The sequence below is a fragment of the Streptomyces sp. NPDC027663 genome, from assembly GCF_055566415.1.
The window spans coordinates 701087-717085 of sequence record NZ_JBVHSK010000001.1 but is presented as its reverse complement, the minus strand read 5'-3'; the positions used below and the strand labels follow the sequence as shown (position 1 = coordinate 717085).

Sequence of the window (15999 nt, the reverse complement as noted above, 5' to 3'; positions counted from 1 at the left end):
CGGGGCGGCGCGGAGGCCGCCGGCCGGGCGGTGCGACACCGCCTCACGGCGCCCGCGGGGGCGCGGGGAGGTCGCCGTGCCGGGCGTGTAACCGGAGGCTGCCCGGTGCCGTAACACGCCCGGCGCACGCTGGACGGTATGGAGACGACCTCGACGCCCACCCACTGCCCGTACTGCGCCTTGCAGTGCGGGATGAACATCACGCCCCTGCCCCAGGGGGGCGTCGAGGTCACCGAGCGCCCGGACTTCCCCGTCAACCGGGGCGCGCTGTGCGGAAAGGGCCGGACGGCGGCCCAGGTGCTGTCGCCGGGGGTGCGGCTGACCGCGCCGCTGGTGCGGGAGGACGGCCGGCTGGTGGAGGCGAGCTGGGCCGAGGCGCTGGACCGGATAGCCGGGCGGCTCGGGGCGACGCGGGAGCGGTACGGCCCGGATGCGGTCGGGGTGTTCGGCGGGGGCGGGCTGACCAACGAGAAGGCGTACGCGCTCGGGAAGTTCGCGCGGGTGGTGCTGGGTACCTCGCAGATCGACTACAACGGCCGGTTCTGCATGTCGTCGGCCGCGGCGGCGGGCACGAAGGCGTTCGGGCTGGACAGGGGGCTGCCGTTCCCGCTGGAGGACGTCCCGAGGACCGGCTGTGTGATCCTCGTCGGCTCCAACCTGGCCGAGACCATGCCTCCGTCGCTGCGTTTCTTCACGGAACTGCGGGAGAACGGCGGCACTTTGATCGTCGTGGACCCGCGCCGGACCCGCACCGCCGAGCAGGCCGATCTGCATCTGGCACCGCGGCCGGGCACCGATCTCGCCCTCGCGCTGGGCCTGTTGCACCTGGTGGTGGCCGAGGGGCGGACGGACGAGGAGTTCATCCGGGCGCGGACCACGGGGTGGTCCGAGGCCCGGGCCGCGGCGATGGCGCACTGGCCGGAGTACGTGGAGCGGATCACGGGGGTGTCCGTTCCGGACCTGCGGGAAGCGGTACGGATGTTCTGCGAGCCGGAGGCTGCGATGGTGCTCACCGCGCGCGGGCCGGAGCAGCAGTCCAAGGGCACCGACACGGTGGGCGCGTGGATCAACCTGTGCCTGGCCACCGGCCGGGCGGGCCGTCCGCTGTCCGGGTACGGCTGTCTGACCGGGCAGGGCAACGGGCAGGGCGGGCGCGAGCACGGCCAGAAGGCCGACCAGCTGCCGGGCTACCGCAAGCTGGACGACCCGGAGGCGCGGCGGCACGTGGCGGGGGTGTGGGGCGTGGACCCGGACAGCCTGCCGGGGCCCGGCCGCAGTGCGTACGAGCTCCTCGACTCGCTCGGCACGGACGTGCGGGCGCTGCTGCTGATGGGCTCCAACCCGGTGGTGTCCGCTCCGCGGGCGGCCCATGTCGAGGAACGGCTGCGGTCGCTGGACTTCCTGGCCGTGGCCGATGTCGTCCTCTCCGAGACGGCGGAACTGGCGGACGTCGTGCTGCCGGTCACCCAGTGGGCGGAGGAGACGGGCACGACGACCAGCCTGGAGGGCAGGGTGCTGCTGCGCCGCCGGGCGGTCGCTCCCCCGCCGGGCGTCCGCAGCGACCTGTACGTCCTGCACGAGCTGGCCGGCCGGCTCGGGGTGGAAAAGGGTTTCCCGACCGACCCGGAGGAGGTCTTCGGGGAGCTGCGCCGGGCGAGCGCGGGCGGGCCCGCCGACTACTCGGGCCTCACCTATCGCCGGCTGGCGGAGGAGAACGGCGTCTTCTGGCCGTGCCCGGAGGACCCGGAGGCGCCGGCCGGGACGGCCGTCCACCCCGGCACGCCGCGGCTCTTCCTGGACCGTTTCGCGACCGCCGACGGCCGGGCCCGGTTCGTGGCCGTGGCCCACCGGGAGTCGGCGGAGGAGCCGGACGCGGAGTACCCGCTGCTGCTGACCACCGGCCGGGTGGTGGCCCAGTACCAGTCGGGCGCGCAGACCCGGCGGGTGCCGGAGCTGAACGCGGCGGCGCCCGGTCCGTTCGTGGAGCTGCATCCGCGGCTGGCGGCCCGCCTCGGGGCGGCCGACGGCGACCCGGTGGCGGTGGTGTCCCGGCGGGGCCGGGCCGTGGCGCCCGCGCGGATCACCGGCGCGATCCGCCCGGACACCGTCTTCATGCCGTTCCACTGGCCGGGCGAGGGCCGCGCCAACACCCTCACCAACCCGGCCCTCGATCCGACCTCACGGATGCCGGAGTTCAAGTCGTGCGCGGTACGGGTGGAGGTCCTGGGACCGGCGCGGTAGTGCGGTTCGGTCCCCGGTGCGCAGCCGGGGCGGCGGGGCCGGCGGACGAGAGGGAGGCGCGCCGGCGGGTGACGGAGGAGTCCGGGACCGAGGTGCCCGAGGGGCTGGCGCTGCCGGGCCGGCTCAGCGGCGGGCGAGCCAGTCGCCGCCCTCGATCCGGGTGCCGGCCGTGCGCAGCCGGGCGGTGACGTCCGGCGCTGCCAGGTACACCCAGGCCCGGACGGCGCTGCCGTCGGCGCGTACGACGTCCCGGGCGACGCGTACGTACAGGTTGCGGGGGTCGTCCGGCACGTACTCCTCCAGCCGGTCGAGTTCCGCGAGCAGTCCGGCGTATCCCTCGGGCCGGGCGGTCACCAGCTCGCCGCGCACCTCTCCTCCGGGCCGCTCGACGGCGTACGGATAGCCGGGCCCGTCGTACAGCTCGGCGTCCGGGAGGCGGCCCGGTTCCTCGGCGAGGGTGCGGCCGCGCAGGAAGAGGTCGTGGTTCACCTCGCCGGGGCGGAGCGTGCCGTAGACGAAGAAGGGCAGGGGTCGGGGGTCCTCGGCGATCACGGAAACGATTCTGTACCCCCTCCGCCTCCCCACACATCTCCATGAACAAGCTATGGACATGACATGTCATGGCCCCTTAAATCTTCGGCATCAGCGCGCCACCCCCACGCCTAGCCTGGCGCCTCCCCGAGGAGACAGATGAGCCGGATACGGCAGCACGTCCGAGGAACCCGCCGCACAGCCACAGCCGGGGTCGCCGTCACCACCGCGACCCTGCTGGCCGTCAGCCTCTCCCCCGCCGCCCACGCCGACGGCAGACCGACCCGGGCCACCGCGATCGAGAACGCGGCGTCGGCACTTCTCGCCCACGCCACCGGCCTGGGCCTCACCTCCGTCCAGGAGGCCGGCGTCCGGGACGTGATCGTCGACAAGGACGGCACCCAGCACGTCCGCTACGACCGCACCTATCACCGACTTCCGGTCCTGGGCGGCGACTTCGTCGTCCACCTGGCCAAGGACGGCAGCTACCGCAGCGCCGACCGGGCCACCCGGCAGGCGATCTCCGTTCCCTCCGTCACCCCGGAGGTCTCCGCCCCCAAGGCCGCCGGCCTCGCCCTGAACGCGCTCCGCGCGGCCAACCTCGGCACGAAGCTGAAGCAGGTCAAGGCCCGGCCGGAGCTGGTGGTCGACGCCCTGCACGGCAGCCCGAAGCTGGCCTGGCGCACCAACGCCGTCGGCCTGGACTCGCTCGGCAACCCGGTCGCCCGCACCGTGCTGACCGACGCCCGCACCGGCGTCCAGATCGACGCCTGGGACAGCATCGAGACGGCCACCGGCGACGGAAAGTCGCTCTACAGCGGGACGGTACCGCTGGAGGCCACCCAGTCGGGGGCGTCGTACCAGCTCAAGGACCCGACGCGCGGCAACACCTACACCGGCGACGCCGAGAACAAGACCGACCTGTGCATCTTCGGCATCTGCTTCAGCCGGGCCCCCGCGACCCTGTTCACGGACGCCGACAACCACTGGGGGTCGGGCACCACCGCGGACCGCGCCTCGGCCGCCGTCGACGCCCAGTACGGCACCGACGAGACCTGGGACTACTACAAGAACGTCCACGGCCGCAGCGGCATCGCCGGCGACGGCAAGGGCTCGTACAACCGCGTCCACTACGGCAACAAGTACAACAACGCCTTCTGGGACGACAGTTGCTTCTGCATGACGTACGGCGACGGTGACGGCACCACGTTCGGACCCCTGGTCGCCCTCGACGTCGCCGGGCACGAGATGTCCCACGGCGTGACGTCCAAGACGGCGGCGCTGACCTACTCGGGCGAGTCCGGCGGGCTGAACGAGGCCACGTCCGACATCCTCGGCACGATGGTCGAGTGGTACGCGGACAACTCCTCCGACACCGGTGACTACCTCATCGGCGAGAAGATCGTGAAACCCGGCTTCGGCAAGGCGGCCCTGCGCTTCATGGACAAGCCGTCCAAGGACGGCAGCTCCGCGGACTACTGGAGCAGCTCGGTCGGCAACCTGGACGTCCACTACTCCTCGGGTGTCGCCAACCACTTCGCGTACCTCCTCGCCGAGGGCAGCGGCCCGAAGACCATCAACGGGGTCGGCTACGACTCGCCGACGTCCAACGGCTCCACGGTCACCGGGATCGGCCGGGACAAGGTCGGCAAGATCTGGTACCGGGCGCTGACCGTCTACATGACGTCCTCGACGAACTACAAGGGGGCGCGGACGGCCACCCTGAACGCGGCGAAGGACCTCTACGGCGCGGGCAGCACGGAGTACAACGCGGTGGCCGCGGCCTGGAGCGCGGTCAACGTCAACTGACCTTGCGGTGAAAGCGGAAGGCCGGTGCCCCGGGCGGGCACCGGCCTTCTCCGTTCCCGGACCGGGCGGCCGGCGGCCCGGTGACGTGCCGTCACCCGTTCACCGGCGGCCACCGCTCCATTCGTGTTCTCTTCGTACGACTATCCGCCTGCACCCCTGCACGCGTCCGTGACCTGCCGGAACCCGGCAGCCGCTAGCCCGTGTGGGGGGCGCGGCCGACACCCGTTCTCCGCAATTCTGACGGTCGGTCAGGAAGCGGGCGTGCCCCGGAGCCACTTACCTCGGTAGAGCACGAGTTCGGACAAGCTCTGGGGAGCACCATGCGACGCACCGCCCGTCTGCTGACCGGCACGGCGCTCGCCGTGGCAGCCGCGGCACCCGCCCACGCGGTCGCCGCCGCGGCCACGGCCGGCCGCCTGGACGTGTACCCCTCCACCGTGGCGCCCGGCGGCCAGGTCACGGTGAACACGGCCGCCTGCGGGGAGAAGGGCTCCGCGACCGGGGACGCGGGCGCGGTTGGTGCCGGCACCTTCACGCTGGCGCCCAGCGCACACGCCGGCGAGGCGATCGGCCAGTTCCGGGTGCCGCCGAGCGCGCAGCCGGGGACGTACGAGATCGTCGCCCGGTGCGCCGAGGGCGACAAGCAGGTGACGGGCGATCTCGTGGTGGCGTTGACCGCGGTGCACGACCAGGTGCAGCCGCGGGGCAGCGTGAAGACGGGGGTCGGCGGCGGACTCGGCCCCGACCCCGTGCAGACCGCGGCGGGCGTGACGGCACTGGCCGTCGCCGCCGCGGGCGGTACCTGGCTCCTGCATCGCCGGGCGAGAGGCGACGGGATCTGACGGACACCCTCCGCTGTCCGTCCGCCGGTACCGCACGTCCCGCCCCCTCCGGGTCCGATGCCCCTCGCGGCCCGGAGGGGGAGGGGGCCGGCCCCAGAAGGCCGGCCCGCTCGAAGCGTCCCGTTCGGGGGTGCGCCCCCGGGAGAGGGGTTCGTATGCGCAGGAGCGCCAGGCGCAGCAGGCTCGGCGACACCGCCATAGCCGCAGTCACCGTCGTGGCCCTCGGTGCGGGGGTGTGGCTGCTCGGCAGCGGTGCCGGGAAGCACACGCCACCGCAGCCGTCGGTCGCCGAGAGCCGTTTCGAGCCGGGCGGTGGACGGCTCGCGGCCGCCGCCCTCGCGCCGTCCCCGCCGGTCCGCATCCGCATCCCCGTGATCCACGTGAACGCCCCCCTGATGGGCCTGGCCCTCACCCCCTCCGGCAGCCTGGACGTGCCGCCCGCCAAGGAGAAGAACCTGGCCGGCTGGTACCAGGCCGGCACCCTGCCCGGCGAGACCGGCACCGCCGTCGTCGCCGGACATGTCGACAACACCGAGGGCCCCGCCGTCTTCTACGACCTCGGTGCGCTGAAGCGGGGCGCCACCATCGAGGTGGACCGCCGGGACGGCACGGTGGCCGTGTTCACCGTGGACGCGGTGGAGGTGTACGCGGCCCGGGACTTCCCCGACGACAAGGTCTACGGCGCCGCCCCCCGCCCCGAACTCCGGGTCATCACCTGCGGCGGCGGCTATTCGAAGACGACCGGCTACCAGGGCAACGTGGTGGTGTTCGCCCATCTGACCGGGAGCCGCTGAAGCTCAGTGCGCTGCCGGGACCCCACCCAGGACGTGCCGTTCCCCCCAGACCCCGAGCGGCGCCAGGGCCTCGTTCAGCTGGGTGCCGATCTCGGTCAGCGAGTACTCGACGCGGGGCGGCACCTCGTCGTACTCCTCGCGGTGCACGATGCCGTCGGCCTCCAGTTCGCGCAGCTGCGCGGCGAGCACCTTCTCGGTGACGCCCGGCAGCTCGCGCCGCAGCGCGCCGAAGCGGCACGTGCGCCGGCCCAGCGCCCACAGGATCGACACCTTCCACTTGCCGTCGATGATGTCCATGGCCGCATCGGTCCCGCAGACGTACGCCCCCGGCCGTCGTCCCACCGGCATGGTGTTCCCCCTTCCGACCTGCACTCTTACCCGCCGGAAGCCACCCACTCGGAAGTACGTACTTCTGCCCGGCGGTTCCACGGGCGAGCCTAGTCGCCATGACCGACAACTCCCTTCCCCGTGACTCCCGTACGCCCCTGACCCTGCTCGGCACCGGTGCCATGGGCACCGCGCTCGGGCGGGCCTGGCTCGCCGCCGGGCACCCGCTGACCGTCTGGAACCGCACGCCGGAGCGCACGGCCGCGCTGACCGCCGAAGGGGCGGTGGCCGCCGAGAGCGCGGCCGACGCGGTGGCCGCGAACCGGCTCGTCGTGGCCTGCCTGCTGGACGACGACTCGGTGGGCACGGCCCTGGAGGGCGCCGACCTGGCCGGCCGGGACCTGGTGAACCTCACCACGGGCACCCCGGACGACGCCCGGGCCCGCGCCACCTGGGCCGAGAAGCGGGGCGCCCGTTTCCTCGACGGCGGGATCATGGCCGTACCGCCGATGATCGGCACACCCGGCGCCCTCGTCCTCTACAGCGGTCACCCGGAAATGTTCGAGGAACACGGGGAGACGCTCGCCGTTCCGGCCGCCACCCGGTACGTCGGCTCCGACGCCGGCCTCGCCGCGCTGCACGACGTGGCGCTGCTGAGCGGGATGTACGGCATGTTCGCGGGCATCACGCACGCCTTCGCGCTGGTGCGCGGGGCGGACGTGGCCCTCGACGAGTTCGCCGCGCTGCTCGTGCCGTGGCTCGACGCGATGGCCGGCGCGGCGCATTCCACGGCCGAACGGCTGGTGTCCGGCGACCACACGACCGGGGTGGTGTCCAACCTGGCGATGCAGGTCGCGGGCGCCGGCACCCTGCTGCGCACGGCCGCGGAGCAGGGTGTGAGCACCGAGCTGCTCGCCCCGTTCCTGGACCTCATGCAGCGCCGCCTGGCCGACGGCCACGGCGAGGAGGACACCAGCGGCCTGGTGGACCTGCTGCGCGCCGGGTGACCACAGGCCCGGCTGAGGCGGGCACGGCCTGCGGCGGGCACGGCCGCTGCCTGCGGCGCACAGGACTGCCGCCGGCCGGTGACAACCCCTCACACCTCCGCCTCCCGCCCGCTGAGGGCAGCGTTCCTCATGGGAAACAGAGGTGATGCTGCCGGGTAACCTCCTGGCCGCACGCTCAAGGGCATGACCTCGAATACGCGTGTGGTGGTGATCGGCGCCGGCCTCGCGGGCGTGCGGCTCGCCCGGCGGCTCGGCGAGCTGGGCACGCCCGCGCTGCTCGTCGGCGAGGAGGAGCACGCGCCGTACAACCGGGTCCTGCTCGCCGAGGTACTGGCCGGCCGGTACGCCCCGGAGGTGATCGCCCTCCCGCCACCGCCCGGCCTGCTGCGCACCCGGGTCACCGGCATCGACCGGGCCGCCCGGACCGTCACCTGCGCCGACGGCACCTCGATCGCCTACGGCACGCTGGTGCTGGCCACCGGCTCCAACCCGGTGCTGCCCCCGCTGCGCGGCTTGTTCCCGGACGCCTACCCCGCATCCGCACGCCGGGCGGCCGGGCCCCGCTCGTCCGGCCGGGGGTCCGGGGGTCACCCCAAGGGGAGGTACGGCACCCCGGACCACCGCCTCCCCGAGGGCGTCCACGCGTTCCGCACCATGGACGACTGCCTGGGCCTTGCCGAGGCGGTCCGGCCGGGGGTGCGCGTGGTCGTCATCGGCGGCGGGCTGCTCGGCGTCTCCGCCGCCCGTGCGCTCGCCGTACGCGGCGCACAGGTGGTCCTCGCCCAGCAGGCCGAGCGGCTCATGGAGCGTCAGCTCGACCCGGACGCGTCCCGGCTGGTCCTGCGGCACCTGACCGATCTGGGCGTCGAGGTGCACACCGAGTGCCGGGTGCGGGACGTGCGCTGTGTCGCGGGCGCGGTCCGCTCGGTGGAGCTGGCCGACGGCTACGCCCTGGACGCCGACCTCGTGGTGGTCGCCTGCGGGGTGCGCCCCCGGACCGGCCTCGCCGAGCAGGCCGGGCTCGCCGTCCGCAAGGGCGTCCTGGTCGACGACGCGCTGCGCACCTCCGACCCGCACATCCACGCCGTCGGCGACTGCGCCCAGCACGACGGCACGGTCTACGGCCTGGCCGCCCCCGCACTGGAACAGGCCGACGCCCTCGCCGAGCTGCTCGCGGGCGACTCGGGCGCCCGCTACTCGGGCACCCGTTCCCTGACCCGGCTGACCCTCACGGGCCCGGGCTCCCCCTTCGACCTCGCCGCGTTCGGCGAGACCGAGGCGCGCCCCGGCGACGACGTGGTGCGGCTCGCCGACGCCACCCGGGGCACCTACCGCAAGGTCGTCGTCCGCGACGACCGCCTGGTCGGCGGGGTCCTCGTCGGCGAACTCGGCACCGTCGGCGCGCTCGCCCGTGCCTGGGAGGGAGCAGAGCCGCTCCCCGACGACGGCCCCCTGCTCCACCTGCTCACCAACGATGGAGGCTCCTGAATGACCGCCACCCCGGGGGCCACCCCCACGATCGTGCTCGTCGGCCACGGCATGGTCGGCCAGCGCTTCCTGGAGGCGCTCGCCGAACGCGGCCTGACCGCCACGCACCGCGTGGTCGTGCTGTGCGAGGAGCCGCGTCCGGCATACGACCGCGTGCAGCTGACCTCGTACTTCTCCGGCAGGACCGCGGAGGACCTCTCCCTCACGGACCTGGAGTTCATCAAGGACCACGGCATCGAGCTGCACCTCGGCGACCCGGCCGAGACGGTCGACCGCGAGGCGAGGAAGGTGACCGCCCGCTCCGGACTCGTCGTCGGCTACGACATCCTCGTCCTGGCCACCGGCTCCTACCCGTTCGTGCCGCCGGTCCCGAACAAGGACGCCACCGGCTGCTTCGTCTACCGCACGATCGAGGACCTGCTCGCGATCGAGGAGTACGCACGGACGAGGGCCACCACGGGTGCCGTCGTCGGCGGCGGTCTGCTCGGGCTGGAGGCCGCGGGCGCGCTGAAGGGGCTCGGACTCGACACCCACATCGTGGAGTTCGCGCCGCGGCTGATGCCGGTGCAGGTCGACGAGGGCGGCGGCGCGGCCCTGCTGCGCACCATCGAGAACATGGGCCTGAGCGTCCACACCGGGGTGGGCACGCAGGAGATCATCACCGGCGACGACGGTGCCGTCACCGGCATGAAGCTGTCCGACGGCTCCGCGCTCGCCACCGACATGGTGGTGTTCAGCGCCGGAGTCCGCCCGCGCGACCAGCTGGCCCGGGACTGCGGGCTGACGGTCGGCGAGCGCGGCGGCATCACCGTGGACGAGCAGTGCCGTACGGTCGGCGACCCGCACGTGTTCGCGATCGGCGAGTGCGCGCTGGCGGCGGACGGCCGGGTGTACGGCCTGGTGGCGCCCGGCTACGAGCAGGCCGAGACCGCGGCCGCGGCCATCGCCGCGGACGAGACCGATCAGCCGACGTTCACCGGTGCCGACCTCTCCACCAAGCTGAAGCTGCTCGGCGTGGACGTCGCGTCCTTCGGTGACGCCCACGGCACCACCGAGAACTGCCTGGACGTCGTCTACGCGGACTCGCGCGCCGGTCTGTACAAGAAGCTGGTCATCGGCCCGGACGGCACGCTCCTCGGCGGTGTCCTGGTCGGTGACGCGGAGGCGTACGGCACTCTGCGTGCGCTCACCGGTTCGGTGCCCCCCGTCTCCCCCGAGTCGCTCGTCCTGCCCGTCGGAGCGGGCTCGGGGGCCCAGCTCGGCCCGTCCGCCCTGCCGGACGAGGCGATCATCTGCTCCTGCCACAACGTCAGCAAGGGCACGATCCGCGGCGCGGTCACCGAGCACAGTTGCGTGACCGTGCCCGAGGTGAAGAAGTGCACCAAGGCCGGTACCGGCTGCGGCAGTTGCGTCAAGGTGCTGGGCCAGCTGGTCACCGCCGAACTGGAGGCGTCCGGCGTCGAGGTCGACAAGGGCCTGTGCGGATGCTTCGAGCAGACCCGCGAGGAGCTGTACGAGATCGTCCTGGCCCTGCGCATCACGTCGTACCGTGAGCTGCTCGACCGCCACGGCCGTGAGGGCGCCCGCGGGGGTGACGGCTGTGAGGTGTGCAAGCCGGCCGTCGGCTCCATCATCGCCTCGCTCGCCCCGTCGATCGGCGCGAGCGGCTATGTCCTGGACGGCGAGCAGGCGGCCCTGCAGGACACCAACGACCACTTCCTCGCCAACCTGCAGAAGAACGGCTCGTACTCGGTGGTCCCGCGGATCCCCGGCGGCGAGATCGCGCCCGAGAAGCTCATCGTGATCGGCGAGATCGCCCGTGACTTCGGCCTCTACACGAAGATCACCGGAGGCCAGCGGATCGACATGTTCGGCGCCCGCGTCGAGCAGCTTCCGCTGATCTGGGCGCGGCTGGTGGACGCCGGCTTCGAGTCGGGGCACGCGTACGGCAAGTCGCTGCGCACGGTGAAGTCCTGTGTCGGCTCCACCTGGTGCCGCTACGGCGTGCAGGACTCGGTCCGGATGGCGATCGACCTGGAACTGCGCTACCGGGGCCTGAGGTCGCCGCACAAGCTGAAGTCGGCGGTCTCCGGCTGCCAGCGCGAGTGCGCGGAGGCGCAGTCGAAGGACTTCGGGGTGATCGCCACCGCGAACGGCTGGAACCTGTATGTCGGCGGCAACGGCGGCGCGACCCCGCGCCACGCCGACCTGCTGGCCCAGGACCTGTCCGACGCCGAACTGGTCCGGCTGATCGACCGGTTCCTGATGTTCTACATCCGTACGGCCGACCGGCTGGAGCGCACCAGCACCTGGCTGGAGAGGATCCCGGGCGGCCTGGAGCACGTACGGGACGTGGTGGTGCACGACTCGCTCGGCATCTGCGACGAGCTGGAGTCGCTGATGGCGGCCCATGTCGCGCACTACCGCGACGAGTGGGCGGAGACCGTGAACGACCCCGCGAAGCTGGCCCGGTTCGTGTCCTTCGTGAACGCCCCGGACACCCCGGACCCGGTCGTCTCCTTCGTCCCCGAGCGCGACCAGATCAAGCCCGACCTGCCGCTGCTGAACATCGGTCTGCGGCCCGCCGACGACGTCCTGGAAGGGAGCGCCCAGCGATGACCCTGGCACTCGAGACCACCGACCTGAAGGTCCAGCTCCAGCTGGCGGACGGCTGGTTCACGGTCTGCGACCTGAGCGCGCTGGTGCCGGGTCGCGGGGTGGCCGCCCTGCTGCCGGACGGCCGGCAGGTGGCCGTCTTCCGCGACCGCTCCGACCGTCTGTTCGCCGTCGACAACCGCGACCCCTTCACCGGCGCGGCCGTCCTGTCCCGCGGTCTGACCGGCACCGACCGGGGCCGCCCGTTCGTGGCGTCCCCGCTGCTGAAGCAGCGCTTCGACCTGGCCGGCGGGCAGTGCCTGGACGACGAGTCGGTGCGGATCGCCGCGTACGAGATCCGTACGGCCTGACACGCGCACCATTGCTTGACTGATCGTTCCAGAAAAACCTAGGCTGCCTCACATGGCCAGGACCAAGGCGTTCGACCCCGACGCGGCACTGCAGTCAGCCCTGGAGCTGTTCTGGCGGCGCGGCTACGAGGCGACGTCGATGGCCGACCTGGTCGAGCACCTGGGCATCGGCAAGGCAAGCCTGTACGCCACCTTCGGCAGCAAGCACGAGCTGTACCTGAGGGCGCTGGACCGGTACGGACGGACGCGGGACCCGCGGCTGACGCGGGAGCTGTCCGCGCCCGGTCCGGTGCTCCCGGCCGTGCGTGCACTGGTCCGCCGGTTCGCCGCCGAGGCCGCCGCCGAGACGACCCGGGAGCAGGGCTGCCTGGTCACCAACACGGCGGTCGAACTGGCCCCGCACGACCGGGACGCCGCCCGCCGGGTGGAGCGCAGCTGGGACACCCTGGAGACCCTGCTGCACTCCGCCCTCGTGCGCGCCCGGGCCCAGGGTGAGCTGCCCGCGGACCGCGACCCACTGGCCCTCGCGCGACTGCTGCTGGTCCTGCTCCAGGGCCTGCGGGTGGTCGGCAAGGCGTCCGCCGACCCGGCCCGGGTCCGGGGCGCGGCGGAAGCGGCCCTGGCCCTGCTGGACTGAGAACGCGCCTCTGCGGAGGCGCGTTTTCGCGGCCCTCATACTGAACCGATCGGTCAAGAAAAAAGGGACTTCACCATGACGCACCGCTTCTGCGGCCGTACCGCTCTCGTCACCGGCGCCGGCTCCGGCATCGGCCGCGGGGTGGCCCTCGCCCTGGCCCGGGAGGGCGCCCGGGTCGTCGTCGCCGGCCGCCGCGGTGCTGTACCTGGCCTCGGACGACGCGGCCTCGGTGATCGGCGCGGACCTGGTGATCGACGGCGGCTCCACGGCCTGAACCGGTCCGGCCGCCGCGTCAGTCGATCCCGGACCGCTCCACCCCGGCCACGATCCACCGCTGGAAGCACAGGAACACCAGCAGCAGCGGCAGGATCGACACGGCCGCCGCGACGAACAGCTCGTGCAGCCGGACGACCTGGGAGGTGGTGAAGGACGACAGCGCCACCTGCACCGTCCAGGCGTTCCGGTCCTGCCCGATCACCAGCGGCCACAGGAAGGAGTTCCAGGCGCCCAGGAACACGATCGTCCCGACGGCCGCGAACACCGGGCGGGCACCCGGCACGACGACATACCAGTACGTCCGCCAGTACCCGAGCCCGTCCACCTGCGCCGCGTCCTCCAGCTCCCGCGGGAAGCCCAGGAAGTACTGACGGAAGACGAAGCAGGCGAACGCCGGGAACAGCGTCGGGACGATCAGTCCCCGGAGCGTGGAGATCCACCCCAGCGACGAGACCAGCACGAAGCTCGGCACGAAGGTGACGGCCGCCGGGACCAGCAGGGTGGCGAGGATGCCGTAGAAGACCTTGTTCGCGTGCCGGTAGGGGATGCGGGCGAGGCCGTACCCGGCCAGGGACGCCAGGAACAGGGTGCCCAGCGTCGTCGCGACCGCGATCAGCGCGGAGTTGAGCAGGGACCGGGCGAACGGCACGGACGGGTCGTCGAACAGCTCCCGGACGTTCCCCCACCGCAACTCGGCCGGGAAGAAGGTCCATTCGGGCGAGGTGATGTCCTGCTCGCTCGCCAGTCCGTTGCGCACGAGCAGGTAGAAGGGGATCAGGAAGAACAGGGCGAGCACGATCAGCAGCACCAGCCGCAGCGCCCTCCCGGCCCGCACCAGGGCGTCATCCATCGCCGTCCGTCCTCCCGAGCTTCAGCCAGCGCGCCTGCCCGGCCGTGACCACGGCGATGACCAGCGCGAGGATCACCGCTCCCGCGCTGCCGAGCCCCAGGTTCTGCCCCTGCCCGAGTGCGGTGTAGTAGAGGTAGACAAGAGGCGGCCGGGCGTACGGCGGATAGCCCCTGGCGTCGGAGAGCAGGTTGTAGAACTCGTCGAAGGCCTGGAAGGCGTTGACGACGAGCAGCAGCACCACCGCGACCGAGGTGGCCCGCAGCTGCGGCAGGGTGATGTGCCGCAGCACCGTCCAGCCGGGCCGGGCCCCGTCCACGGCCGCCGCCTCGTACAGCACCGGGTCGATCCGCTGGAGCCCCGCAAGGAAGAGGATCATGTAGAACCCGGCTTGCAGCCACAGCCGTACGGTCACGATGACCAGCCAGTACCAGGGCGGGTCCGGGGTGGCCAGCCAGGCGACGGGATCCGCGCCGAACCATCCCAGCACCGTGTTGGCCAGCCCGAACCGCACCCCGCTGAAGATGGACATCTTCCAGATCAGCGCGGCCACGACATAGCTGCACGCGGCCGGGAGGAAGAACACCGACCGGAAGAAGGCCCGGGCCCGCCGCACCCGGTTGACCATCAGGGCGAGGGCGAGGGAGAACACGTAGGTGACGGGCACGATGAAGGCGGTGAAGACGAGGAAGGTCCGCAGGCTGTCGGTGAACGCGTCGTCCCGCAGCATCGCCGTGTAGTTGTCGAGTCCGGCGAAGTCCGTGGGCGTGACGGTGTTGTGCGCGTCGAAGAAGCTGAGCGCCAGGCTCCACAGCAGCGGGACGTAGGTGAACAGGGCCAGCCCGAGCGCGAACGGCCCGACGAACACCCAGAACCACAGGGTTCGGCGGCGCCTCACGAGGTCCTCTTCGCGTTCTTCACACGGTCGAGTTCGGCCGACACCTTCCGTACGACGGACCGCAGTTCCCTCTCCGGACTCGCCCCGCTCCTGATGATCCGGCTGAGCGCGTCCTGGTAGGCCGTCTGGCCGGCCGGGGTCCACAGCAACGGCTGCGCGTACCCGTGTTCGGTGCTGAACCGCACCGCGTCCGCGGCCGGGCCTTCACGCAGCTCGGCCGCCTGCTCGGCGAGGGAGATCCGGGCGGGGACGTGGAAGCCGTAGGACAGCGCGAAGTCCCGCTGGTAGTCCTTGCGTTCGACCCACAGCCAGCGGACGTACTCCTTGGCGGCCTCCTTGTTCCGGCTGCGCGCGCTGACGGCGGCCCCGTACGCGCCGACGAGTACGGCGGGCCGGCCGCCGCCGCCGTCCCCGGGGAACGGCAACACCCCGAAATCGTCGCCGAGTTCCTTCCTCACCTGCGGCAGCGCCCACAGCCCGGACCACTGCATCGCGGTCAGCCCCTGGACGAAGGCGGCCGGGTCGGACCAGTCGGTGGGGGCGCCGAGCAGCAGGGAGCCGTCGGCGTACAGCCGGTGCAGCTTGCCGAGGGTGCGGGCGGCCGCGGGATCGTCGAAACCGACCTTGCCGTCGTCGGTCACGAGCTGAAGTCCGGCCGCGTACAGCGGCGTTCCGCCGAGTACGCCCGCTCCCCCGTCGTTGCCCAGGAAGAGCCCCTTGACCTTGTCGTCGGTGAGCCTCTTCGCGGCATCGACCAGGGCGTCCAGGGTGGTGGGCGGCTCGGCTCCCGCGTCCTTCAGGAGACTCCTGCGGTAGTAGAGCAGCTGCATGTCGATGACCTGCGGGATGCCCCACACCCTCCCGTCGTACGTCTTCGGGCCGAGCACCGCCGCGGAGAAGTCGTCCTTCACCCCGGCCACCAGGTCGGTGAGGTCGAGCACCTGGCCGCCCTGGATCTGATCGAGGGTGGGCCCGTTGACCTCGAAGACGTCGGGCCCGGAGTCGGTGAGGAGTGCGGCGGCGGTCTGCTGGTCGTAGTTGCCCGGCCGCCACTCGATCCTGACCTGGGCCTTCTTGTAGGCGGCGGCGTACCGTTGCACGGCCTGCTCGGTGCCGGCCTCGCCGTACTGGTGGTACCAGTGGGACAGCTGCGGCCCCGAACCGCCGCCCCCGCGGCCCGTGTTCGACCCGCAGGCGGTGAGGAACGCGGCACCCGCGCCCGCGGCCAGCAGCGTCCTGCGCCGGAAACTCCCCATCATGTGCCCCCTGACGTTCGTCATCGATGCACAGCCCAACGATCAACCCTGCACGGTGATTACGAAAGGGGCATTGCAGC

Annotated in this window: 14 protein-coding genes and 1 pseudogene; 10 read left to right on the top strand and 5 right to left on the bottom strand. The window is 72.5% G+C overall.

What is annotated here, in order from left to right:
• Window positions 1-138: 138 nt before the first annotated feature.
• The gene (locus tag ACZ4SF_RS03155) at window positions 139-2241 is read left to right on the top strand and encodes a molybdopterin oxidoreductase family protein (protein WP_468377463.1); all 2103 of its coding nucleotides are present in this window, start codon (window positions 139-141) and stop codon (window positions 2239-2241) included.
• 123 nt (window positions 2242-2364) lie between these two features.
• Here ACZ4SF_RS03155 and ACZ4SF_RS03150 read toward each other — a convergent pair whose 3' ends face one another.
• Window positions 2365-2793, bottom strand: a complete 429-nt coding sequence (locus ACZ4SF_RS03150; protein WP_468377460.1) for a gamma-glutamylcyclotransferase family protein — start codon at window positions 2791-2793, stop codon at window positions 2365-2367.
• Window positions 2794-2931: 138 nt separating this feature from the next.
• On the opposite strand from ACZ4SF_RS03150, the gene ACZ4SF_RS03145 reads away from it, so the two are divergent.
• The 3 genes from ACZ4SF_RS03145 to ACZ4SF_RS03135 all read left to right on the top strand — a co-directional run bounded on the left by ACZ4SF_RS03145 (window position 2932) and on the right by ACZ4SF_RS03135 (window position 6217).
• Entirely contained in the window at window positions 2932-4581 is a 1650-nt protein-coding gene (locus ACZ4SF_RS03145; protein WP_468377457.1) for a M4 family metallopeptidase, read from the top strand.
• Window positions 4582-4901: 320 nt separating this feature from the next.
• Window positions 4902-5423, top strand: a complete 522-nt coding sequence (locus tag ACZ4SF_RS03140; RefSeq protein WP_468377455.1) for a hypothetical protein — start codon at window positions 4902-4904, stop codon at window positions 5421-5423.
• Between the two features lie 155 nt (window positions 5424-5578).
• Window positions 5579-6217, top strand: a complete 639-nt coding sequence (locus ACZ4SF_RS03135) for a class F sortase (RefSeq protein ID WP_468377452.1) — start codon at window positions 5579-5581, stop codon at window positions 6215-6217.
• A 3-nt stretch (window positions 6218-6220) separates the two neighbouring features.
• On the opposite strand, the gene ACZ4SF_RS03130 is transcribed toward ACZ4SF_RS03135, so the two are convergent.
• On the bottom strand, window positions 6221-6565 hold the full coding sequence (locus ACZ4SF_RS03130; protein ID WP_468377450.1) for a winged helix-turn-helix transcriptional regulator: 345 nt from the start codon (window positions 6563-6565) through the stop codon (window positions 6221-6223).
• 98 nt (window positions 6566-6663) lie between these two features.
• Here ACZ4SF_RS03130 and ACZ4SF_RS03125 point away from each other — a divergent pair, with 98 nt between their 5' ends.
• From ACZ4SF_RS03125 to ACZ4SF_RS03100, 6 genes and pseudogenes are all read left to right on the top strand, one after another.
• Window positions 6664-7551: an NAD(P)-dependent oxidoreductase gene (locus ACZ4SF_RS03125; RefSeq protein ID WP_468377447.1), complete on the top strand. Its 888-nt coding sequence runs from the start codon at window positions 6664-6666 to the stop codon at window positions 7549-7551.
• A 183-nt stretch (window positions 7552-7734) separates the two neighbouring features.
• On the top strand, window positions 7735-9039 hold the full coding sequence (locus tag ACZ4SF_RS03120) for an NAD(P)/FAD-dependent oxidoreductase (RefSeq protein ID WP_468377444.1): 1305 nt from the start codon (window positions 7735-7737) through the stop codon (window positions 9037-9039).
• Window positions 9040-11658 (top strand): nitrite reductase large subunit NirB, encoded by a 2619-nt coding sequence (gene nirB, locus ACZ4SF_RS03115; RefSeq protein ID WP_468377442.1) that lies wholly within the window; start codon window positions 9040-9042, stop codon window positions 11656-11658.
• A complete protein-coding gene (gene nirD / locus ACZ4SF_RS03110) occupies window positions 11655-12005 on the top strand; it encodes a nitrite reductase small subunit NirD (protein ID WP_468377439.1) in 351 nt (116 codons plus the stop codon). Before nirB ends, nirD begins: the two co-directional genes overlap by 4 nt.
• Before the next feature lie 52 nt (window positions 12006-12057).
• On the top strand, window positions 12058-12642 hold the full coding sequence (locus ACZ4SF_RS03105) for a TetR/AcrR family transcriptional regulator (protein WP_468377436.1): 585 nt from the start codon (window positions 12058-12060) through the stop codon (window positions 12640-12642).
• A gap of 75 nt (window positions 12643-12717) precedes the next feature.
• Window positions 12718-12837: pseudogene (locus tag ACZ4SF_RS03100) on the top strand (SDR family NAD(P)-dependent oxidoreductase); the annotation flags it as partial.
• Between the two features lie 97 nt (window positions 12838-12934).
• On the opposite strand, the gene ACZ4SF_RS03095 reads toward ACZ4SF_RS03100, so the two are convergent.
• Genes ACZ4SF_RS03095 through ACZ4SF_RS03085 form a run of 3 tightly spaced genes read right to left on the bottom strand, consistent with a single transcriptional unit; the run spans window position 12935 to window position 15919 of the window.
• Window positions 12935-13768 carry a carbohydrate ABC transporter permease gene (locus tag ACZ4SF_RS03095; protein ID WP_468377433.1) on the bottom strand — a complete coding sequence of 278 codons (834 nt, stop codon included), beginning with the start codon at window positions 13766-13768 and terminating at the stop codon, window positions 12935-12937.
• A complete protein-coding gene (locus ACZ4SF_RS03090; protein WP_468377432.1) occupies window positions 13761-14663 on the bottom strand; it encodes a carbohydrate ABC transporter permease in 903 nt (300 codons plus the stop codon). The genes ACZ4SF_RS03095 and ACZ4SF_RS03090 overlap by 8 nt, the downstream gene beginning before the upstream one ends.
• Window positions 14660-15919, bottom strand: coding sequence for an ABC transporter substrate-binding protein (locus tag ACZ4SF_RS03085; RefSeq protein ID WP_468378288.1), 1260 nt, complete (start codon window positions 15917-15919; stop codon window positions 14660-14662). The genes ACZ4SF_RS03090 and ACZ4SF_RS03085 overlap by 4 nt, the downstream gene beginning before the upstream one ends.
• Between the last annotated feature and the right edge of the window lie 80 nt (window positions 15920-15999).